This is a genomic window from Streptomyces sp. MspMP-M5, assembly GCF_000373585.1.
GTDB lineage: Bacteria > Actinomycetota > Actinomycetes > Streptomycetales > Streptomycetaceae > Streptomyces.
Window position 1 is genome coordinate 130262 of sequence record NZ_KB891878.1, and the last position, 21736, is coordinate 151997.

Consider the following 21736-nt stretch of genomic DNA (forward strand, 5'->3'; position numbering starts at 1 on the left):
GCGCCGCCGCACGGCGAGTGCCAGACTTGAATCATCCGCGCCCGGCCGCCGGCCGGGGCCCTTGTGACCGAGGGGAACGACATGACCTGGGCATCTTGGACCACGGTGGGGATCCACGCCCGCCCCGGCGCGGTGCAGACCGAGGAGATCGGCCCGATGCAGGGCGATCTCACCATTCACACCACGTGGTCGGAGGACGAGGCGCACGTCGCCGTCCAGTACACCGGCTCCTCGGACTGGTACACCATGACCGGCAGCCCGGTTCCCTGCCACTCCGAGGCGGACAGCCGCGCCTTCCACCAGGCCGTCGTCGAGGCCGTCCGCGGCGGCGAGAAGGCCCACGCCTCCCTGGAGGAGCTCTTCCGCACCGGCTAGCACCAGGCCCGCACCCTGCCCCTCCGGCCGGGACGGCATCCGCCGCCCGGCCGTCGGCATGTCGCAGGACCGGCCGTGCCCGGCTCCGGAACCGCATTCGGCGATCTTGCGTCTCCCTGCCCATGCCCACACCTCGAAGAGTGCCCCTCCGCTTCCTCGCCGCCGGGATGACGGCGCTCCTCGCGCTGGCGGCGTGCGACAGCGCGCCTGCCACGCCCGGCGCGCGGAACGGCGGCGCCTCGACTTCCCCGTCACCGGCGAGGCCGAGACCGGCCGGTGCCGGCGGACTGCTGTCGGGCGGCGTCTGGGCGATCCGGAAGGTCGAGGTCGCAGGCCGTCAAGAGAACCTGCCGCCCGAGGCCCGGGGATGGATCGCGCTGGGCAACGACGGTACGGCGTCCGGGAGTTACGGGTGCACGCCGTTCCACCGGAAGGCCGAGGTGACGGCGGGCCACCTGACGCTGGGCCAGGAGCTGGCTCCCCTCCCCGCCCCCTCCCTCTCCCCTGCCCCGCCGACGGACGGACCGGGCCCGTGCCGTCCGGAGGACGTGGCCGGCGCACCGGCGCTGGCGGACTTCGAGAAGAAGGTACAGGCCGCCTTCGACGGAGAGCTTTCGCTCGGCACGAAGCAGACCAGCGGCTACCCCCTCGAACTGCACGTCAGGAACCGGCAGGGCGACGACATCCAGCTCGCGCAGGCCAGGGGTGACGACTTCTTCGGGATCAGGTGGCAGCTGGTCGGCACCACCTTCGCCGACGAGCACGGCCCGGCGTTCACCGCCGGTGACCGGATGTACCTCGATTTCCACGACGACGGCTCGATGAGCGGGAAACTCGGCTGCAACGACGTCACCGCCAAGGTCACCTTCGCCGGCACCCACCTCTACTTCAACGACGCGGCGCTGACGACGCAGCGCAGCTGCAGCGCCGAGATCATGAAGGAGGAGGCGAGCGTCCTCGCGACCCTGAAGAAGTCGCTCAACTACTCCTACTGGGCCGAACCGGGCACCCTCAGCATGTCCCTCGACGAGGACCTGGCGTTCCCCGCGAGGGAACACGGTTTCATGTTGACCGGGAAGCCGCGCCCGTAGGCATGGACGCGCACCCGTAGGCGAAGAGGCGCACCGGTCGACGGAGACGCGGACCCGCGGGCGAAGAGGCGCACCGGCCCGGGGCAACCTCGTCGCCGTCTTTTGAGTCTCCCCGGTCGGAACACGATTGGTCATCTTCCGACTACCTAAAGCTGATCAATTATCAATTTTTGGCTACCTGGCACCGAAAATTGATCATTTCTCTTTACATGCCCATGCCGGGCAGATCAGGGTCTGTGCGGGGCCGGACGGCCCCCGCGGTGTGCAACGCCACCGCGTGTACGGGCGGTTGGTGCAGTCCGCCGCTCACAGCACATAAGGACGCAGAACTGTGCGTAGACCCCACATACGCAGCCGCCACCTGGCGATAGCCCTGGCCGTGACCACGGCCGCCACCCTCGCCGCCGGCTCCGCCGTCGCGGCCCCCGCCTCCTCCCCCACCCCCTCGGCCGCCGCCACCCCCTCGATCGTGGACGCGGCCCGCGCCGCCGCCTACGCCCACGCGGCCACCACCGGCGTCGGCCCGCAGGACACCCTCAAGGCCACCGACACCCTGGTCGACCCCGACGGCCGCCGGCATGTGCGGTTCGTCCGGACCCATCGCGGTATGCCGGTGCTCGGCGGCGACCTCGTCGTCCACCTCGGCGCGGACTCCTCGTACCAGGGCGTGACCCGGGCCGCCCGCCACCAGGTCGAGCCGCCCGCCACCGACCCGAAGCTGTCGGGCCGTCAGGCCGCCGCCAGGGCCGCCGCGGCGGCGCAGGGCACGGCCGGCGAACCCCGCCTCGTCGTCGACGCCCGCGACGGCCGCAGCGCGCTGGCCTACGAAGTGCAGGTCGACGGCAGCCGCACCGACGAGGCCGGCGGCGCCCGGACCGTGGTCGTCGACGCCACCACGGGCCAGGTCCTCAGCAACGTCCCGGTCAACGAGCCGTTCCTGTCGCCGTCCGTCCTGCACAAGCTCCAGCAGCGCGGCGAGCGCCTCACCCCGCGCACCGCGGCCGCCGCCACCCCGCCCGCCCCGCACCGGCCCGCCGCCGGCCGCTACCCGGCCCCGGCGAGCGGCACCGGCGCGTCCCTCTTCGTCGGCACGGTGCCGCTGTCCACCACGCAGACCGCCAAGAACGCCTACGTCCTCCGGGACGCCACTCGCGGCAACACCGAGACCCGCGACGCCGGCGGCAAGGAACTCAACACGTTCCGCACCGGCAAGCCCCTGACCAGCGGCACCAACCGCTGGGGCAACGGCACCACCGCGGACCGGGCCACCGCCGCGGTCGACGCCCAGTTCGGCATCACCAGCACCCTGGACTTCTACAAGAAGACCTTCGGCCGCAAGGGCATCAAGAACGACGGCGCCGGCGCACACGCCCTGGTCCACTTCGGCACCAACGTCGGCAACGCCTTCTGGTCCTCGGACTGCGGCTGCATGCTCTACGGCGACGGGGACGGCAAGCTGTTCGGCAAACCGCTGGTCGTCCTGGACGTCACCGGCCACGAGCTGACCCACGGCGTGGTCGACGCCACCGCCAACCTCCAGCCCACCCGCGTCGACGGCGAGGGACGCCAGTACGGCGAACCGGGGGCGCTCAACGAGTCCCTGGCCGACATCTTCGGCAGCGCGGTGGAGTTCGCCGCGAACAACCCGAAGAACCCGCCGAACTACCTCATCGGCGAGAAGCTCGGCCTGCCCCAGAAGTTCCTGCGACGCCTGGACAAGCCGTCCCTGGACAAGCTCGAAGGGGCCGTCGACTACTGGTCGAAGGAAACCCACGACACCGAGGTCCACGCCGGCTCCGGCGTCTCCTCGCACGCCTTCTACCTGCTGGCCGAAGGCAGCGGCAGCAGGACCGTCGGCGGGGTCGCCTACGACTCCCCCACCCACGACGGCGCCAAGGTGACCGGCATCGGCCGGGACAAGGCCGTAGCGATCTTCTACCGGGCGCTCACCCGCTACATGGTCTCCACGACCGACTTCCACGACGCTCGCACCGCCACCCTCCAGGCCGCCAAGGACCTCTACGGCGCGGGCAGCGCGGCGTACCGGACGGTCGACCGTGCCTGGGCGGCGGTCAACGTCACCGCCGCCAACGCGCCCCGGCGTTGACCCGGTGCTGACCCGACGCTGACCCCGCGTCGCCCCGGTCGGAGCGGTGCCCCCTGCCACGCGCGGGGCACCGCCTCCTGGCCCGGCCGGGGACCGCCGCCTACGTTGACGCCATGACCGTGCGCACCGGCCGGCGGCGCCGCCCGGGCAGCCCCGCCGCGGCGGGGGTCTTCGCGATCGGCATGGCGGGAACGACCCTGCCCACCCCGCGCTACGCGCTCTACCGCCACCAACTGGGCTTCTCCGAGCTGATGGTGACAGTGGGCTTCGCCACCTACGCCCTCGGGGTGATCGCGGTCCTCTTCGGCTTCTTCCTCATCGCCTACCTCGGCATCTCGCTCCCGGTGGTGGGCGTCGGCGCGCTCACCATGACGCTGGGACTGCGAAACGCGGGGCTCGCCTTCGCCGGGTGCGTCGTCGCGGTGGCGGTAGCGGTCGGCGGCTACGTGCTGCGGCGCCCGCTGTCGGCTGCCCCGCCGTAGGGGTTCGCCTTGCTTGCGCCCGGCGGCGCGGGTCCGCTGCGCGGGGCATTGCCGATCCGCTGCGCGGGGCTTATCGGCCGCGGTGCCGGGTCTGCGGGGCAGGGGGTGTGTCCGGACTGCTTCGCTTTACGTCCGGACACACCCCCTGCCCCGCAGACCCGTCCCCTTCCGTGGGTGGTCATAGAGACGGTAGGTGGGGGCCGACGTGAGTGGTCCGGTGCGGGTCGCTCATCAGTGCCGGTCACCCGTCAGTCCAGAACCGGCACTGGCCCACAGACAGATGGTGCAACTGGCCTGAAATCCGTCCCCCAACGGGAGGGGACGGGCCGGAGGGGGTGGTGTGCCGGACGTAAAGCGAAGCAGTCCGGCACACCACCCCCGCAGGCCCGTCACCGCACCCAACAGCCCCGCGCAGCGGAGCGGCAATGCCCGCGCAGCGGCAACGCAACGCGCCGCAGGCGCCGGGGCCACCCCGCCGTCAACTCCGGCTGTCGGCAGCCGAGTTGGCCGTAGACCCCGGCGCGACGCCGTCGTCGCCATCGCGGCGCGACAACGCCCCCGGCCGGAGGCCGACCATCACCAGAAGGACGGCCACCGCCAAGAAGCCCGCGAGCACCGCGAAGCCGGTCAAACTCGTGCCCGTGGCGTCGGTGAGCCAACCCACCACGTACGGGCCGGCGAAGCCGCCGAGGTTGCCCAGTGCGTTGACCAGGCCCATCGCCACGGCCACCACCTCGAAGCGGAGCAGTTCGCCGGGGATCGCCCAGAAGGGGCCGTAGGGTGCGTAGACCGCGGCGGCCGTGACGCACAGCAGCAGCATGCGGGGCAGTGCGCCGTGCACCGCCTGGCCCAGCAGGAGGGCGACGATGCCCACGGCCAGAGGGACGGCGACCGCCTGCCGGCGGCGGCCGGTGCGGTCCGACCAGGCGGCGTTGGCGATCATCACCACCAGGGCGACGGCGAACGGGACCGCGGTCAGCAGCCCGACCTCGGTGGCGGAGCCGTCGTGGGTCAGCTCCTTGATGACGGACGGCAGCCACAGGCTGAAGCCGTAGAAGCCGGTGATCCAGAAGAAGTAGACGCCGATGAGGACCAGGACGGAGCGCTGGCGGACCGCGCCGAGGTAGGAGCCGCCGCCCGCCGGGGGCTTGGCGGCCTCGTCGGCGGCGATCGCCCGGGCCAGGTGGTCGGCCTCGGCGGCGGAGATCCAGCGGGCCCGGGCGGGGCGGTCGGCGACGGCGAACCACCAGACCACCGCCCACACCAGCGGCGGCACGCCCTGGAGGACGAGCACCCAGCGCCAGCTCGCGTGGTCCAGCATCCAGCCGGACAGCGGCGCCATCAGTACCGACGACAGCGGCAGGCAGGCCATCCACAGGGCGTTGGCGCGGGCGCGCTCGCGCAGCGGGAACCACGAGGCCAGCAGGATGAGGACGGCCGGCCAGACGCCGCCCTCGAAGAAGCCCAGCACGAACCGCGCGGCGTAGAACTGGGCCCGGGTCTGCACCAGGCCGGAGAGCACCGCCGACAGGCCCCAGGCGACCATCAGGATCAGGACGGTCTTCCGGGCGCTCCAGCGCTGGGCGAGGACCGCCGCGGGGATCTGCAGGAAGACGTAGCCGAGGAAGAAGATGCCGCCGGCCAGGCCCTTGTCGGCGTTGGAGAGGGCCAGGTCGCCGTGCATGTAGGGGAGGACGACGGAGACGTTGTTGCGGTCGAGGTACGCCAGCATGTACATGATCGCGGCGACCGGGATGACATAGAGCCAGCGCTTGGCCGGTATCGCCCCCGTGGTCATCTGACTGCACCCTCCCCGTTCGCGTGCTGCCGATTCCCCGCGGCCCGACGTCCCGGGGATCATGCAACCGGAGCGTAGCAGGCGGCAGTTGGCTGGTCAGGAGGCGTGACCAGCGGAATTCTCCGCGGCCCGGTCCGCGTCGGGCAGGGCCTGCTCGGTCCAGATGACCTTGCCGTCGCCGGTGTAGCGGGTGCCCCACCGCTCGGCCATCTGCGCGATCAGGAACAGGCCGCGGCCGCCCTCGTCGGTGGTGGCGGCGTGCCTCAGGTGCGGGGAGGTGCTGCTGTGGTCGGCGACCTCGCAGATCAGCGAGCGGTCGTGGATCAGCCGGACGCGGATCGGGCCGACGGCGTAGCGGATGGCGTTGGTGACCAGCTCGCTGAGGATCAGCTCGGTGGTGAACGCCTCCTCGGCAAGCCCCCATTCGGTCAGTTTGCGGACCGCCGCGGCGCGCACCGGCGCGACCGCGGACGGGTCGGCGGCCACGTCCCACTCGGCGACACACCCGGCGTCCAGGCAGCGGGTGCGGGCGACCAGCAGGGCGATGTCGTCGGCCGGGCGGTCCGGCAGCAGCGCGTCGAGCGCCGCCTCGCAGGTCTCCTCCGGGGTGCGTTCGGGGCGGCCGCGGAGGGCGGCGCGCAGCAGCGCCATGCCGGTGTCGATGTCGCGCTCGCGGTCCTCGACGAGCCCGTCGGTGTAGAGCACCAGGCGGCTGCCCTCGGGGAGTTCCAGCCGGCAGGTGTCGAAGGGCATACCGCCGAGGCCGAGTGGCGGGCCGCCGGGCACCTCGGCGAACTCCGCGCTGCCGTCGGGCCGCAGCACCAGCGGCTGGACGTGCCCGGCGCGGGCCATGGTGCATGCGCCGGTGACCGGGTCGTAGATGGCGTAGAGGCAGGTGGCGCCGGTGACCGGGGCCTTGGCGCCGTCACCGCCGCCGCCCGCGCCCGCGCCCTCGTCCTGGTCGATGCGGGTGACCAGCTCGTCAAGGTGCCACAGCAGTTCGTCGGGCGGGACGTCGAGGTTGGCGAAGTTGTGGATCGCGGTGCGCAGCCGGCCCATGGTGGCGGCGGCGTGCAGGCCGTGCCCGACGACGTCGCCGACGACCAGGGCGACCCGGGTGCCGGGCAGCGGGATGATGTCGAACCAGTCGCCGCCGACGCCGCCCAGGCCGCCGAGTCCGGCCTGTGCGGGCAGATAGCGGAAGGCGGCCTCGACGGCGTTCTGGTCGGGCAGGGCGCGCGGCAGCAGGCTGCGCTGGAGGGTGACCGCCATGGTGTGCTCGCGGGTGTAGCGGCGGGCGTTGTCGATGCTCACCGCGGCCCGGGCGACCAGCTCCTCGGCGAGCGAGAGGTCCTCCTCGTCGAACGGCTCGGGGGTGCGCGAACGCCAGAAGAGGACCACGCCGAGGATGACGCCGCGGGCCCGCAGCGGGACGGCGATCAGCGAGTGGATGCCCTGGGCGACGATCCGCCGGGCGCGTTCGGGGTCCTGCCGCTGCCAGCCGGAGAACGCGGCCAGGTCGGCCTCCAGGACCGGTTCGCCGGACGGCAGCCGGCTGCCGAGCGCGGTGACGGGCGCGAACCGCATCGGCTTGCCGACCGGGTGGAGCGATCCCTCGGGCACCTCGCCGGCGACAGCGGTGCGGCGCATCTCTATGGCCGGTCCGGCGACCTCGGGTTCCTCGCCGTTGAGGACGGAGACCGCCAGGTCGACGGTGACGAGGTCGCTGAACCGCTCGGCGCCGAAGCGGGCCAGCTCCTCGCATGTGCGCACCACGTCGAGGGTGGTGCCGATCTCGGCGCCGGCGTCGTAGAGGAGTTTCAGCCGCCCGCGGGCGATGTCGGCGCGGCCGGTGAGGGCCCGGAGCTCGGTGGTGTCGCGGAGGGTGGTGACGCTGCCGGGCGGGCCGCCGGCCCGTTCCGTGGAGCGCTGGTTGACCGCGAGCAGCCGCTCCCCCACCGGGTGCACCTCGTCGGTGACGACCCGGCCGGACTCCAGCAGCGCCGCGGTGTCCGGATCGAGTCCCAGGTCGGCGACCCGGCGGCCCTCGACGTCGGACGGCAGGGCAAGCAGCCGCCGGGCCTCGTCGTTGGCGAGCACCAGCCGCCCGTCGCCGCGCACGATGATCACGCCTTCCCGGACGGCGTGCAGCACCGCGTCGTGGTGCTCGTACATCCGCGTCATCTCCTCCGGCCCCAGCCCGTGGGTCTGGCGCCGCAGCCGGCGGCTGACCAGGGCGGTGCCGCCGGTGGTGAGCAGCAGCACGCCGGCCGCGGCGCCGAACAGCAGCGGGAACTGGTCGTCGACGACACCACTGACCCTGCTGAGGGTGACGCCGGCGGAGACCAGGCCGACGACCTTGCCGCCGTGGCCGAAGACGGGCACCACGGCCTGGACGAGCGGGCCGATGGTGCCGGTGATCTTCTCGGTGACCACTCCGCCGGCGAGCGCGGGCCCGATGGTGCCGACGAACTTCTTGCCGATCCGGTCGGTGAGCGGGTGGGTGTAGCGGATGCCGTGGGTGTTCATGACGACGATGAAGTCGACCTCGGAGGTCCTGCGGGCGGCCTGCGCGCGAGGCTGGAGCACGGCGGTGGGGTCGGGGCTCTTGAGTGCCGCTTCGATGCCGGGGGCGTTCGCGAAGGTCTGGGCCACGGCTACCGAGCGGTTCCGGGCCTCCCGTTCCGAGTCGGTCCCGGACTGCAGCACCAGGGCCGCGATGGCGGCGGCGACGAGCAAGACGACGATCGCCACTTGCAGGAGAAAGACCTGGCCAGCGACAGTTCGCATCCTCAGAACCGAACGCGGGCGGCCGTAGCGTCCGGCCATGTCCTCTTTCTACACCTCCCGCATACGGTGGGCGAGCCGCGTACTGCGCAGCGCAGCGGCGCCGGAGAGCATGCGCCGTGGCAGCGTCAGTAAAACCTGTCGGTATGTTTCCCGGCTACGGGCGTGCACTCCCCGGTGGTGTGCATGTAACTCTTCCCACAGCCCGGGACGGTTGCGAACGGACCGCCGATCTGCCGGGCGTCGCCGGGGCGGCGCGCAATGTGCCTGGTCAGCGGTGCTTACTCGGGAGTCGGGCGGGGCGTGGGGGCGCGCGGCGGGCGGCCGGGGGCGCTCCGGGGGCCGCCGGGCGCGTATGAGACGTTCGTGGGCATGCATGTTGCAGCAGAGGAGATCCGTGCCCGGGCGGCGGTGCTCATCGACCACCATGCGCGCGGGGCGTGGCAGCCGGACGACGCGGACCGCAGGACCGCCGTCGCGCTGTTCCGCTTCCTGGAGACGGGGCTGCCGCTCTCGGGCGAGCAGATCCGCGCCGCCCTCGCGGAGTCCGAGCCGGCGGCGCCGGAGGGCGCGGGTCTGCCGGCACTGCTGCGGGCCACCGCCGGGCTGCTGGACGAAACGGACGTGGCCGACGGCCCCGCCGGGCGGGACGCCGTCGACCACGTGTGTCTGCTGTTGGACGCGCTCGCGCTGGCCCGGCCGGACGGCCGGTGAGCCGCCGGGACGGCTAGGAACGGGCCGGTTCGGCGGCCGCCAGTTCGTTCTCGGGGACCGAGATGACCCAGTGGCTGTCCTGTCGCGGGCGGAGGTAGACGGCCCAGTAGACGGTGGCCACCGCGACCACCGCGCCGGTGATCAGCAGGCTCCTGGCGCTCTGCTGGCACAGCACCCAGGCCAGGACCAGGACTATCAGCGCGGGGACCACCGGCCACAGCGGCATCCGCCAGGCGAGCCGGTGCTTGTGCGCGCCGCGGCGGGAGACCAGGGCGCCCAGCGCGACGAAGACGTACATGCCGGCGACGGCCACGCCGGTGACCTCGTTCAGGGTGTCGAGGGTGACGAAGCACAGCGCGGCACCGGGGACGCCGACCGCGAGGGTGGCCACCCAGGGCGAGCCGAAGCGCTTGCCGACGTGCGAGAAGATCCGGTTGACCGGGGTGGGCCAGGCGGCGTCGCGGGCCGAGGAGAAGACCACCCGGGAGTTCTGGATCACCATCACGATCGCCGCGTTGACGATGGCCAGCGCGATGCAGAGGCTGACGAAGGTGCCGACGGCGGAGTTGCTCCAGCCCTGGACCATGCCGGCGACGTCGCCCGCGCCGAGGGTCTTCAGGTCGGGGGCGCCGAGGGTGATGGCGACAACCGGGACGAGGACCACGGCGGCGCCGATGGCGAGCGTCCACAGCACGGTGCGGGAGACGTTGCGCCGCGGGTTCTCCATCTCCTCGGCGAGGTACACCGCGGTGGAGAAGCCCTGGAGGATGAAGAGCGCGGTGGCGAGCCCGGTGACCATGAGCCCGCCGGTGACCGCGGTACTGGTGCCGTGCCCGGCGTCCATGACCGGGTGGATCAGGGTGGCCGCGGAGCGGTGGGGGTGACTGAAGCCGAGGAACGCCACGACGGCCGCGGCGATCACCTCAAGTACCAGGAAGATGCCGGTGATCCAGGCGTTGGCGCGCAGGTCGAGCAGGCCCATGGCGGTCGCCAGCAGCATCACCGCGGCGGCGGTCGGCTGCTTGTCCAGGTGCACGAGGGGGGCCAGGTAGTCGGCGGTGCCCAGGGCGATGATGGGCGGCACGATCAGGACGACGATCAGGGAGAGCACGAAGACCAGCCAGCCCGCGAGCCGGCCCATCAGGGTGCCGACCATGGCGTACTCGCCGCCGGAGCTGGGGATCAGGGTGCCCAGCTCGGAGTAGGTGAAGGCCACTCCCACGCACAGCACCGCCGCGATGGCGATGGTCAGTGCCGTACCGGTGCCCAGGCTGGCGAACGAGTCCGGCACGATGACGAACAGCGAGGACGCCGGGGTCAGGCAGGACAGGGTGAGCAGGGTGCCGCCGACCACACCGATCGACCGGGTGAGTTGGGGGCTGTCCGCCGGTGTCGCGGTCCGGGTCTCCGGGGCCGGGACGGCGGTGGCAACTGGCGTGGTGGGCGTATCGGTCATCCGGGTCCCATCGATGCTGGCGGGCAGGAGGGGCGGCACGTCACGGGGCGAGTGCCGCGAGCGGTCGCACCAGATGCACTGCGGGGCCGCTTCGGTGACCGGAATACAACCCCCGTCGGACCCTCTCGTCAAGGGTTCGTTAAAGGCGTGAGACAACGAAATCCGTAGCGTCTCCCGCTTCAACGATCGTTATCCACGCCGTCCCGGCACGGTTTACGCGGATTTCGCGGGGGCCTCGGCGGGCTGCGGATTCATCGGCCGGGCGGCCCGGCGACTTTCGCGGAGCGTCCCGCCGGCGGGCGGAAATCAGCCGTCGAGGCCCCGGATGCGGGCGATCAGCAGCGCGACGTCGTCGTGGTCGTTGCCGTGCCGCAGCTCGCCCAGGAGGCGGTCGCAGAGTTCCTCCAGCGGCCGTTCGGGCTCGGCGAGCAGCCCGAGGAGGAGGTCCAGGCGGGTGTCGATGGCCTGGTCGCGGGTCTCGATCAGCCCGTCGGTGTAGAGCACGAGTTGGTCGCCGGCGCGCAGCGGGACGGTGGTCTGCTCGAAGGTCACGCCGCCGACGCCGAGCGGTGCGCCGGTCGGCAGGTCGAGCAGCTCCGGCGGCCCGCCGGGCCGGACCAGGACGGGCGGGAGGTGGCCGGCGACGGCGATCCGGCACTCCTCCTTGTGCGGGTCGTGGACGGCGTAGAGGCAGGTCGCGAAGGCCGGGTCGAGGCCGCCGGCGATGTGGTCGAGGTGGTCGAGCACCTCGGCGGGCGCGAGGTCGAGGTCGGCCAGTGCGCGGGTGGTGGTGCGCAACTGGCCCATGGTGGCTGCCGCGTTGATGCCGCTGCCCATGACGTCGCCGACGACCAGTGCGGTCTTGTCGCCGGCGACCGGGATGACGTCGAACCAGTCGCCGCCCACCTCGCTGGCCGCCTGCGCGGGCTGGTAGCGGTAGGCGATGTCCATAGTGGTGGGCCGCGGCGGCCGGTGGTTCATCAGGTGCCGCTGGAGGGTGAGCGCGGTGCGCCGCTCGCTCTGGTAGGAGCGGGCGTTGTCGATGCAGACCGCCGCCCGGGCGGCCAGTTCGACGGCGAGCACCGCGTCGTCCTCGTCGAAGGGCACCGGGTTGTCCGTGCGGTAGAGCGACAGCGCGCCCAGCACCTCGCCGCGGGCGATCAGCGGCACCGCCAGATAGGAGTGCAGCCCGGCCTCCCGCAGCAGCTCGGCGCCCTGCGCGTCGGCGGCGATGTGCCGGCGCTGCTCCGGGCCCACCTCGCCGACCAGCACCGGCCGGGCCTCGGTGACACAGCGGGTGATCAGCCGCTCGGTCTCGTAGGCGGCGAGCTGCCCGGTGGGGTCGGCGGCGCCGACGGCCGGCGTCTCCCCGGCCGCCGCGACCGCCAGCGCCCGGAAGCGGGCCGGGCCGCCGCGGGCGCCGGGCCGGCGGCCGTCCAGGACGGCGTCGAGGACGTCGACGGCGGCCAGGTCGGCGAGCTCGGGCACGATGACGTCGGCCAACTCCTGCGCGGTGCGGCCGACGTCGAGGGTGGTGCCGACGGTCGCCGAGGCGTCCGCGATGACCGCCAGCCGCCGCCGGGCCCGGGCCGCCTCGGTCGCGGCCCGGTGCTGCTCGGTGACGTCCACGACCGAGGTCGCCACGCCCAGCACCCGGCCGTTGGCGTCCTCCAGCCGGTAGTACGAGACCGACCACGCCTGGTCGGCGTCGGGGTGGGTGGCGGTGGGGCCGACGGAGAACTGGTCGAGCAGCGGCCGGCCGGTGGCCAGTACCGAGCGCATCCGCTCCTCGATCGTGTCGGTCTCCAGGAAGGACAGGGCGTCCCTGACGTGCCGGCCGATGTGCTGCTCGGCGGGCAGGTCGTTGATCCGCTCCAGCGCCGGGTTGACCATCACGAACCGCAGATCGGCGTCGAGCACCGCCAGCCCGATCGGCGACTGGGCCACCAGCCGCACCGACAGCGCCAGGTCCCGCTCCACCTCCCGCAGCACGGCCTGGTCGGTGGCGATGCCCAGGGCGTAGGCGGCGCCGTGCTTGTCCTGGAGGCGCATGTTGCGGAATTCGACCAGTCGGGTGCTGCCGTCCTTGTGCCGGACGGGGAAGACCCCGGCCCAGCTCTCCCCACCGGACATCACCTCGGCGAACAGCCGCAGGACGAGACTGACATGCTCGGGCGGGACCAGCAGCCGGGCGGCGGACCGGCCGAGCGCCTCCTCGGCGGTCCAGCCGAAGAGTTCCTCGGCCTGGGGGCTCCACAGCGTGATCCGGCCCTTGGCGTCGAGCATCACGGCGGCCACGCCCAGTACGTCCAGCAGGCCGCCGGGGTGCGTCGGCCCGGCCCCGGCCTGGGCAGCACTCTCCGGGAACGCGTCGGTCGCACCCATGCAGGCACTCCTTCCGCCGGTCTCCGAGACCGACAGCCGTGGCGCTCCGTGCACGGCCAGGTCGTGCCGTGCTGCCGCTGCCCTCCATCATCTCTCGACACCGGACGGACCCGCAGGCAGAGCGGGGTCCACCAGGGGCGGGGACCGCACCGGAGGGAGCATTATGGGCCGCCGTCCCCCGACCGGGCGACCCGGTTGACGATATTGATCCACTGGGCGGTGGCCGGACAACGCCCGCGCACGGACGCCCGACTTGGAGATGTGGATCTCTTGGGACTACCCTAACTTAGTTGCTGGAGGCAACCAATAAAAGACACGCGCCACCGGCGTATCCCCGTACGCCGCCGGGGTACAGGAGGAAGTCCTCGATGCCGATATCCGACCAGCCGTTCCGCACATATGTGGAGGAGAACCTCGATGCACTTAACCTCGACCCGGGCCACGAGGTCCTGGTCCACCAGGGCCGCCGGGTCACCGCCGGCGAGTTCCGCTCGTTGGTCCTGCGGATGGCCCGCGCACTGCGTGAGCGGGGCGTCGGGCGCGGCAGCACCGTCACGCTGCTGAGCGGCAACCTCCCCGAGACCATCGCCGCCCGCTACGCCGCCAACCTCGTCGGCGCGCGGGTCAACCACCTCTACAACAAGCTCTCTGCCGACTCCCAGGCCGCGATCGTCCGCGACGTCGAGACCCGCGCCCTGATCGTCGACCCGCGGCTGGCCGAACGGGCCGCGGAACTGGTCGAGTCGGCGCCCGTCCCGGACGTCCTGGTGCTGGGGCCGGCCAAGTTGGGCACCGACCTGCTGGAGCTGGCGGCCGGCCAGAGCGACGAGCCGTTCGCCACCGACGCCCGGCCGGACGACATCTGCACCATCCGGCACACCGGCGGCACCACCGGCCACCCCAAGGGCATCTGCACCACCTTCGAGCAGGTGCGGTGGTTCACCGGCGCGCTCCCGGAGTTCGAGGGCGTGGTGCACCGCCAACTGGTCTGCACCACCCTCGCGCACGCGGCCGGCTACATGGCCGACACCGTCCTGCAGTCCGGCGGCACCGTCGTCCTGCTCGACGACTTCGACGCCCAAGAAGTGCTCGCCGCCATCGAGCGCGAGCGGATCACCGCCCTGTTCCTGCTGCCGCCGCTGCTGTACCAGCTGATGGACCACCCGGACCGGCCGGGCACCGACACCTCCAGCCTGCGCATGGTCACCTACGGCGGCTGCCAGGCGTCTCCGGCCCGACTGGCCGACGCGGTCCGGGCGTTCGGGCAGGTGCTGGTGCAGGGCTACGGCCAGAACGAGGCCGGCGGCATCAGCGTGCTCACCTCGGAGGACCACGACCCCGCGCGCCCCGACCGGCTGCGCTCGGCCGGCAAGGTGCTGCCCGACGTCGAGGTGGCGGTCCGCGACGAGTCCGGGCGCGATCTGCCCCCCGGCTCGCACGGCGAGATCTGCGTCCGCTCCGACATGATCATGCAGGGCTACTGGAAGCAGCCGGAGCTCACCGCCGAGGTACTGCGGGACGGCTGGCTGCACACCGGCGACGTCGGCTTCGTCGACGAGGAGGGCTACCTCACCATCGTCGACCGGCTCAAGGACATGATCGTCGTGGTCGGCGGCCATGTGTACACCACCGAGCTGGAGGACCTGCTCAACTCGCACCCGCAGGTGCTCCAGAGCGCCGTCTACGGCGTCCGCGACGCGGACCGGATGGAGCGGGTGCACGCGACGGTGGTGCGGACCCCCGGCGGCGACGTCGACGCGGAGCAGCTGTGCGCGATGGTGCGCGAGGTCCGCGGCGCGATGTACGAGCCGGCCCGGATCACCTTCGCGGAGGCGCTGCCGCTGACCGACGCGGGCAAGCCGGACAAGAAGGAACTCCGGCGCCGCGCCGAGGAGTCGGACGACGCGGCCTGATCCGGCCGGCCGGTCCGGCGCCCAGGACCCACGAAGGCGGGCCGCCGCAGTGCGCAACTGCGGCGGCCCGCCGGGCTGTTTGCGGTCAGATCAGCCAACCGAGCAGACTACGGAGAATGCGTCCGAGGAGCCCGATGTCTTCGTGGCGCTCGCAGCCCTCCCGCCCGAAGTGGCCGCGGCCGTGGTGGCCCTCGCGACCCTCGTGGCCGAAGCGGCCCTCATTGCCGAATCGGCCGAAGTCGCCGAAGCCGCAGTCGTCGTCCCGGTGACGGTGATGCCAGCGGCCGTGGTGACCACGGCCGTGGTCGCCGCTCATCGCGACCGTCTGGCCCTGAGGTGCGGCCTGGGCCATACCGGCTGCCGGGACGACCGTCGCGGCGGCGAGTGCCGCGGCGGCCAGGGTACGTCCTATGTACTTACGCATGCGCTTCTCCCGTTTGGCAGGAAATCGGACAAGACGATGGGTACCGCGCGGCGGCGGGTTCCTCGCGGGCACATGGGGCGGCCACTCCAACGGCCCCCGCATTTGCGCCGATAGAGGCAGTGCCGTCAGCGCTTGCGGGCCCGGCTGGGCTGGACCCGGGAGGGCTCGCCGGGCATCTTCGGGTGGTCCGGCGGATACGGCAGATCGCCCAGCCCCTCCTCGGCGGCGTACCGGTCGGCGAGTTCCAGCAGGGATTCCAGGCCGAAGGCGTGGTCGGCCATGTCGGCGTGCAGGTCGCCGAGTTCGGCGAACCGCGGCGGCATCGTGCGCAGGTCGAAGTCCTCGGGCTCGACGGCGGACAGCTCGTCCCAGCGCAGCGGGGCGGAGACGGTCGCCCGGGGGCGGGCGCGCAGCGAGTAGGGCGAGGCGATGGTGCGGTCGCGGGCCATCTGGTTGTAGTCCACGAACACCTTCGCGCCGCGCTCCTCCTTCCACCAGGCAGCCGTCACCCGCTGCGGCAGCCGCCGCTCCAACGTCCGGGCCACGGCGATCGCGGCCCGTCTGACCTCGGTGAACGTCCAGTGCGGGCGGATCGGCACATAGACGTGCACGCCGCGGCCGCCGGAGGTCTTCGGCCAGCCGCGCAGCCCGTGCTCGGCCAGCAGCGCGCGCAGTTCGTGGGCGACCGCGACGGCGTCGGCGAAGCCGGTGCCGGGCTGCGGGTCGAGGTCGATGCGCAGCTCGTCGGGGTGCTCGGTGTCCGTGCGGCGGACCGGCCAGGGGTGGAAGGTCAGACAGCCGAGGTTGGCCGCCCAGACCACGGCGGCGGGTTCGGCGGGGCAGATCTCGTCCGCGAACCGCCCGCTGGGGAAGGTGATCCGTGCGGTGGCCAGCCAGTCCGGCAGTCCCTTGGGCGCCCGTTTCTGGTAGAAGAACTCGCCCTCGACGCCGTCGGGGAACCGCTGCATGGTCGTCGGCCGGTCCCGCAGGCCGCGCAGCACCCCGTCCGCGACGGCGAGGTAGTACTGGGCGACGTCCAACTTGGTGAAACCGCGCTCGGGGTAGTACGTCTTGTCCGGGTTCGAGACGCGCACCGTGCGCCCCGCGACATCCAGTTCCACAGCTCGGGCTCCGGCCATGCCACCACGCTAGGTTCCGCCGGGTGACCCCGCGCGCCGGGTGTGCCGGCGGTGGACCGGCCGTTCCCGGCGCGCGGGAAGGGGCGACGGCCCGCAGGATCGGGAGCATGGACCTGCCCGTGATGCCCCCGGTGTCCCCGATGCTCGCCAAGCCGGTGGCGAAGATCCCCGACGGCATGCAGTACGAAGCGAAGTGGGACGGCTTCCGCGTCATCGTGTTCCGGGACGGCGACGAGGTCGAGATCGCCAGCCGCACCACCAAGTCGCTCAGCCGCTACTTCCCCGAGGTGCTGGCGGCGGCGCGGGCCCAACTGCCGCCGCGCTGCGTGCTGGACGGCGAGATCGTCATCGCGCACGAGGGCCGGCTGCACTTCGAGGAACTGCTGGAGCGGATCCACCCGGCCGACTCCCGGGTGCGGACGCTGGCCGCCCGCACCCCCGCCTCGCTGGTCGCCTTCGACCTGCTGGCGCTGGACTCCGCGTCCCTGCTGGCCGAGCCGCAGACGGCCCGGCGGGAGGCCCTGGTCGAGGCGCTGCGGCCGGCCCGGCCGCCGGTGCACACCGCGCCGGCCACCACCGACCGGGAGATGGCGCAGCGGTGGTTCGCGCAGTTCGAGGGGGCCGGGCTGGACGGGGTGATCGCCAAGCCGCTCGACCTGCCGTACCGGCCGGGCGAGCGGGTGATGTACAAGGTCAAGCACGCGCGTACCGCCGACTGCGTGGTCGCGGGCTACCGCCTGCACAAGAGCGGGCCGGTGGTCGGCTCGCTGCTGCTCGGGCTGCACGACGAGGCCGGGCACCTCCAACACGTCGGGGTGTGCGCCTCGTTCCCGATGGCGCGGCGGCGCGCCCTGGTCGAGGAGTTGGCGCCGCTGCGGATGTCGGCGGACGAGGCCGGCGGCCACCCCTGGGGCGACTGGGCCGACGAGGCGGCGCACGCGGCCCGCCGGATGCCGGGCGGGCCGAGCCGCTGGAGCGGCGGCAAGGACCTGTCGTGGGTGCCGCTGCGCCCGGAGCTGGTGTGCGAGGTGGGCTACGACCACATGGAGGGCAGCCGGTTCCGGCACACCGCGCAGTTCCGCCGCTGGCGGCCCGACCGCACACCGGAAAGCTGCACCTACGCACAGCTGGAGGAGCCGGTCGGCTACGACCTGGGCGAGCTGCTGGGCGACTGACCGGGCGGGCCGACCCTCACCGCTCGGGCGGCCAGCGGCGCCGGCTCTCCCCCGGCGCCAGCCGGTCCACCACCTCGGCGAGCTCCTGGCAGACCTGCTCGATCTTCCGGCGGATGGTGTTCTGCTCGGTGACGATCGCCGAGAGCAGCAGCGCGGTGAGTGCGGCGGAGGCGTTGAGGGCCTGGAGGTTGACCATCGACTCCAGCAGGCTGTGCCCGGTGAACGGGCCGTAGCGGCCGGTCGCCGCGCTGATCGCGAACACCGACAGCACCAGGACGCAGGGCGCCGCCCCCACCAGCTGGAACCGCAGCGCCGCCCACACGATCAACGGGAAGACCAGGAACAGCACCGACAGCGAGGTCCGGGTGCTCACCAGCGAGACCACCACCGTGGCCGCCAGCAGCGCCGCCGCCTCGGCCCACCGGTACAGCGGCACGTCCCGCAGCGGCCGGATCGTCCGGCAGGCCAGCAGCAGCGGGGCGACCACCAGGACACCCATCGCGTCGCCCACCCACCAGGCCGCCCAGGTCCGCCAGAAGTCCCCGGCGGGCAGTGCCCCGGTGAGCACCTGGGTGCCGCTGCCCAGCGTCGCGCTGATCACCATCGCGGCGAAGGCGCCGAGGGCGACCAGGGCGACCCCGTCGCGCAGCCGGTCCAGTTCGGTGCGGAAGCCGACCCGCCGGAGCATCAGGCAGGCGCAGACCGGTGCGAGGGTGTTGCCCGCGACCACGCCGAAGCCCGCCAGGTCCGGCCTGGTGAGCGTCCAGATGACCAGTACGGTGCCGAGCGCGATGCCCGGCCACAGCCATAGGCCCAGCAGGAGCAGGCAGCTCAGGGCGATGCCCGTGGGCGGCCACAGGGGGGTGACCACCGCACCCGCGATCACCACCTGCTCCAGCAGACCGACCTTCGCGGCGCCGTAGTAGACGGCGGCGAGCGCGAGGTTCCCCAGGACTGCCGGCGCCGGCCGACGGATTACCCCGGTGCGCACCACATCTGCCATCAGACAATGCCCCCGGCCGGCCGCCGGACGCGACACGCGCTGGCGGCCCGCGCTTCACCCGGCCCCGCGCCGCGCCGCGTCGTGGCTCAGCACGATCACCGCGGCGTCGTCGGTGTGGCCGGTCAGCTCCGCCACGCACATCACCGCGCCGGCGATCTCGGCCGGCGCGTCCCCGGCCTTGGCGGTGACGAGCCGGGCCACCTGCGCCAGCCCGGCCTCGATGGGGAACGACGGGCCCTCGATCACCCCGTCGGTGAGCAGCACGAACGCACCCGCCGCGGTGAGCCGCCGGCGGGTGACCGGATACCGCTGACCGGGCAGCACCCCGAGCGGGATGCCGCCGGGGTCCTCCACCAGGCCCCAGCGCCGGTCGGTGGTGGCCCAGACACCGGGGACGTGTCCGGCGCGGGCGCTGGTCAGCTCCCAGGACCGCGGGTCGAAGCGGACGAAGGTGCAGGTCGCGAAGAGTTCGCAGTCGATGGACAGCAGCAGGTCGTTGGCGCGGCTGAGGACCTCGCCGGGGTCGGCGGCGTGGGCGGCGACGGCCCGCAGCCCGATCCGGATCTGCCCCATGAACGCGGCGGCCTCGACGTCGTGTCCCTGGACGTCGCCGACGGAGAAGGCCAGCGCCCCGTCCGGCAGTGGGAACCCGTCGTACCAGTCGCCCCCGATGGCGAGGCCGTGCCGGGCGGGGGCGTAGGTGGCGGCGGTGCGCAGACCGGGCAGCTCCGGCAGGGCGGTCGGCAGCATCTCGCGCTGCAGGACCTCGGCCAGCTCCACTCTGGCCCGCTGGAGCTCCGCGCCTTCCCGCGCCTGGGCGGTCAGCCGCCCCAGCGTGGTGAGCAGATCGTCGGCGCTCGCCGCCCGCGGGGGACGACGCCGAAGCATGGGCCCATCATATTTCGGGGGTCCGGCATCCGCTTGACGGCCGCCGGGGCGGGGCCGGGCTCACTCGTCTCAGCCGGCCGGCTGCCGGGCCGCGGTCAGATGGCCGACGCCGGAGCGCACCGCCCAGAAGAAGACCGCCAGTGCGACGGCGGCCACGGCGAGCGAGTCGTAGGGGGCGGGCAGGTGCCCGGAGCCCTTGAAGGTGCCCAGCCAGGACAGCGCGGTGAGCGCGAGCAGGTAGACCACCAGCCAGGCGCCGGTGCGGAGTTCGGCCGCGAGCGGGCGGCGGGGGCCGGCGCCGTCGCTCTTTGCGGCCCGGGCGCCGGGCCGCCGCATCCCCAGGAACAGCAGCAGTCCGACGAGGACCAGCGGCAGCGCCAGCCGCAGGTCGTGCCAGCCCGACCAGTAGACGAACTCGCTGGCCACCACGAAGCTCAGCGGGGCGATCCAGCGCAGCCCGCGGACCCAGCCGGCGGTCCCGCCGCCCGCCCCGGTGCGGAAGACCGCGACGGCGACCGCGGACGCGGCGTAGATCAGCAGGTACATGTCGCCCATCACGCTCACGATGTCCTGCCAGCCGCCGAACGGCAGCAGGAACAGCACGATCACCACGAGGTTGATCACCAGTGCCCGGCGCGGCATGCCGGAGCCCTCGTGGACCTTCATGAAGTAGCGCGGGATGGTGCCGTTCTTGGCCAGCGCGTAGGTGTGCCGGGCGTCGATCGCGACGCCGACGTAGGCCGAACCGCCGGGCGAGAGCACCGCGTCGGCGTAGAGCAGGCTGGAGAGCCAGTGCAGGTTGAGGACCAGGGCCAACTGCCCGAAGGGGGAGTCGAAGGAGACGCCCTTCCAGCCACCGCCGAGCAGGTGCTCGGGGACGGTGAAGAGGTAGGCGACCTGGAGGGCCAGGTACATCAGCAGGGCCAGGCCGATGCCGGCCAGGACGGCCCAGGGGAGGGTGCGGCGAGGATTGCGGGTCTCGCCGGAGAAGTCCAGCGGGGCCTGGAAGCCGTTGACGGAGTAGACGATGCCGCCGCCGGCCAGCGCGCTCAGGCAGGCCACATAGCCGTACGGGGCGAAGCCGCCGTGGTCGGTGAGCCGGCCGGAGTGCCAGCCGGAGGCCAGCAGCGCGAGGACGGTGACGATCGGGACCGCGATCTTGAAGATCGAGATCAGGTTGTTCATCCGCGCGAACATCCGCACCGCGAACCAGTTCAGCGCGGTCAGCAGCACACTGAGCCCGGCGGCCAGGCCGAGCCCGCCGAGGGTGAGGGTGTGGCCGTTGTAGAGGCCCGGGACGTAGTGCGCGGTGTACTGCATGATCGCGCTGATCTCGGCGGCGGTGCCGCCCACGGACAGCAGGGTCGACCAGCCGACGAGGGTGCCGACCAGCCGGCCGTTGGCCAGCAGCGGCCAGCGGACGGTGCCGCCGCCCTCCGGCCGGGACGCGCCCAGCTCGATCATCACCAGGGCGACCAGTCCGCACAGCAGGCCCGCGCCCACCCAGGACAGCAGCGAGGCCGGGCCGGCGGTCTGCGCGGCGTACATCGCGGCGAACAGCCAGCCGGAGCCGACGATGTTGGAGAAGCCGATCCCGGTCAGCCCCCAGAACCCCAGGTCGCGCCGCAACCGGCGCTCCTGCGCCCGCACTTCGGACCCGGCGCTCCCGGCGGGCTCGTCCGCCCTCTGTCGCTCCGCCACGGAACGGCCTCCTCGACTCGCTGTCTGCGCTGGTCAGGACCCTACTCGACAGGTTCGCGACAGAAGGTGGCCGAATGTTGCGGCAATGTGAAGAGTATGGCTGCGCTTGGCCTTCGCCCCACGTCGTCGGCTGTCCCGCCGTGGGGGTTGTTGCTGTTGCGCCTGCGGCGCCGGTCCGCTGCGCGGGACTGTTCGGCAGCGGTGCCGGGGCTGTGGGATGGGGGGTGTCCCGGACGTACAGCGAAGCCGTCCGGACACCCCCTGCCCCTCCGGCCCGTCACCGCACCCGAAAGCCCCG

The 21736-nt window shown here is 72.9% G+C and carries 15 protein-coding genes and 1 pseudogene; 7 read left to right on the forward strand and 9 right to left on the reverse strand.

Annotation, left to right across the window (positions count from 1 at the left end; all coding sequences use genetic code 11):
- Positions 1–81 precede the first annotated feature (81 nt).
- From B073_RS0108785 to B073_RS47650, 4 genes and pseudogenes are all read left to right on the forward strand, one after another.
- A complete protein-coding gene (locus B073_RS0108785; RefSeq protein WP_037811269.1) occupies positions 82–375 on the forward strand; it encodes a hypothetical protein in 294 nt (97 codons plus the stop codon).
- Positions 376–515: 140 nt separating this feature from the next.
- Positions 516–1466 (forward strand): META domain-containing protein, encoded by a 951-nt coding sequence (locus B073_RS0108790; protein WP_018537716.1) that lies wholly within the window; start codon positions 516–518, stop codon positions 1464–1466.
- A gap of 331 nt (positions 1467–1797) precedes the next feature.
- Positions 1798–3573, forward strand: coding sequence for a M4 family metallopeptidase (locus B073_RS0108795; protein ID WP_026247201.1), 1776 nt, complete (start codon positions 1798–1800; stop codon positions 3571–3573).
- 113 nt (positions 3574–3686) lie between these two features.
- Positions 3687–3875: pseudogene (locus B073_RS47650) on the forward strand (MFS transporter); the annotation flags it as partial.
- A 658-nt stretch (positions 3876–4533) separates the two neighbouring features.
- On the opposite strand, the gene B073_RS0108805 reads toward B073_RS47650, so the two are convergent.
- Positions 4534–5853, reverse strand: a complete 1320-nt coding sequence (locus B073_RS0108805; protein ID WP_018537719.1) for an MFS transporter — start codon at positions 5851–5853, stop codon at positions 4534–4536.
- Positions 5854–5949: 96 nt separating this feature from the next.
- Positions 5950–8682 carry a SpoIIE family protein phosphatase/ATP-binding protein gene (locus B073_RS0108810; protein WP_037811236.1) on the reverse strand — a complete coding sequence of 911 codons (2733 nt, stop codon included), beginning with the start codon at positions 8680–8682 and terminating at the stop codon, positions 5950–5952.
- Between the two features lie 330 nt (positions 8683–9012).
- Between B073_RS0108810 and B073_RS0108815 the strand changes: the two genes are divergently transcribed.
- A complete protein-coding gene (locus tag B073_RS0108815) occupies positions 9013–9354 on the forward strand; it encodes a hypothetical protein (protein WP_026247202.1) in 342 nt (113 codons plus the stop codon).
- 13 nt (positions 9355–9367) lie between these two features.
- On the opposite strand, the gene B073_RS0108820 is transcribed toward B073_RS0108815, so the two are convergent.
- Positions 9368–10810, reverse strand: a complete 1443-nt coding sequence (locus B073_RS0108820) for an APC family permease (RefSeq protein WP_018537722.1) — start codon at positions 10808–10810, stop codon at positions 9368–9370.
- Positions 10811–11116: 306 nt separating this feature from the next.
- The gene (locus tag B073_RS0108825; protein ID WP_018537723.1) at positions 11117–13195 is read right to left on the reverse strand and encodes a SpoIIE family protein phosphatase; all 2079 of its coding nucleotides are present in this window, start codon (positions 13193–13195) and stop codon (positions 11117–11119) included.
- 368 nt (positions 13196–13563) lie between these two features.
- Between B073_RS0108825 and B073_RS0108830 the strand changes: the two genes are divergently transcribed.
- A complete protein-coding gene (locus B073_RS0108830) occupies positions 13564–15108 on the forward strand; it encodes an AMP-binding protein (RefSeq protein WP_018537724.1) in 1545 nt (514 codons plus the stop codon).
- A gap of 85 nt (positions 15109–15193) precedes the next feature.
- Here the strand turns inward: B073_RS0108830 and B073_RS39455 are convergent, their stop codons facing one another.
- Both B073_RS39455 and ligD read right to left on the reverse strand, forming a co-directional pair.
- On the reverse strand, positions 15194–15532 hold the full coding sequence (locus tag B073_RS39455) for a hypothetical protein (RefSeq protein WP_051093955.1): 339 nt from the start codon (positions 15530–15532) through the stop codon (positions 15194–15196).
- A 125-nt stretch (positions 15533–15657) separates the two neighbouring features.
- Entirely contained in the window at positions 15658–16671 is a 1014-nt protein-coding gene (gene ligD / locus B073_RS0108840) for a non-homologous end-joining DNA ligase (protein WP_199788119.1), read from the reverse strand.
- A 107-nt stretch (positions 16672–16778) separates the two neighbouring features.
- On the opposite strand from ligD, the gene B073_RS0108845 reads away from it, so the two are divergent.
- Entirely contained in the window at positions 16779–17846 is a 1068-nt protein-coding gene (locus tag B073_RS0108845; protein WP_018537726.1) for an ATP-dependent DNA ligase, read from the forward strand.
- A 16-nt stretch (positions 17847–17862) separates the two neighbouring features.
- Here the strand turns inward: B073_RS0108845 and B073_RS0108850 are convergent, their stop codons facing one another.
- The 3 genes from B073_RS0108850 to B073_RS0108860 all read right to left on the reverse strand — a co-directional run bounded on the left by B073_RS0108850 (position 17863) and on the right by B073_RS0108860 (position 21366).
- On the reverse strand, positions 17863–18840 hold the full coding sequence (locus B073_RS0108850; RefSeq protein WP_018537727.1) for an MASE1 domain-containing protein: 978 nt from the start codon (positions 18838–18840) through the stop codon (positions 17863–17865).
- Between the two features lie 63 nt (positions 18841–18903).
- Positions 18904–19737 (reverse strand): PP2C family protein-serine/threonine phosphatase, encoded by an 834-nt coding sequence (locus B073_RS0108855; protein WP_018537728.1) that lies wholly within the window; start codon positions 19735–19737, stop codon positions 18904–18906.
- A 69-nt stretch (positions 19738–19806) separates the two neighbouring features.
- Positions 19807–21366, reverse strand: a complete 1560-nt coding sequence (locus B073_RS0108860) for an APC family permease (protein ID WP_018537729.1) — start codon at positions 21364–21366, stop codon at positions 19807–19809.
- Between the last annotated feature and the right edge of the window lie 370 nt (positions 21367–21736).

Coding starts and splice junctions, on each gene's coding strand:
- B073_RS0108785 (WP_037811269.1), top strand. CDS start 82: ATGACCTGGGCATCTTGGACCACGGTGGGGATCCACGCCCGCCCCGGC.
- B073_RS0108805 (WP_018537719.1), bottom strand. CDS start 5,853: ATGACCACGGGGGCGATACCGGCCAAGCGCTGGCTCTATGTCATCCCG.
- B073_RS0108810 (WP_037811236.1), bottom strand. CDS start 8,682: ATGGCCGGACGCTACGGCCGCCCGCGTTCGGTTCTGAGGATGCGAACT.
- B073_RS0108815 (WP_026247202.1), top strand. CDS start 9,013: ATGCATGTTGCAGCAGAGGAGATCCGTGCCCGGGCGGCGGTGCTCATC.
- B073_RS0108820 (WP_018537722.1), bottom strand. CDS start 10,810: ATGACCGATACGCCCACCACGCCAGTTGCCACCGCCGTCCCGGCCCCG.
- B073_RS0108825 (WP_018537723.1), bottom strand. CDS start 13,195: ATGGGTGCGACCGACGCGTTCCCGGAGAGTGCTGCCCAGGCCGGGGCC.
- B073_RS0108830 (WP_018537724.1), top strand. CDS start 13,564: ATGCCGATATCCGACCAGCCGTTCCGCACATATGTGGAGGAGAACCTC.
- B073_RS39455 (WP_051093955.1), bottom strand. CDS start 15,532: ATGCGTAAGTACATAGGACGTACCCTGGCCGCCGCGGCACTCGCCGCC.
- ligD (WP_199788119.1), bottom strand. CDS start 16,671: ATGGCCGGAGCCCGAGCTGTGGAACTGGATGTCGCGGGGCGCACGGTG.
- B073_RS0108845 (WP_018537726.1), top strand. CDS start 16,779: ATGGACCTGCCCGTGATGCCCCCGGTGTCCCCGATGCTCGCCAAGCCG.
- B073_RS0108855 (WP_018537728.1), bottom strand. CDS start 19,737: ATGCTTCGGCGTCGTCCCCCGCGGGCGGCGAGCGCCGACGATCTGCTC.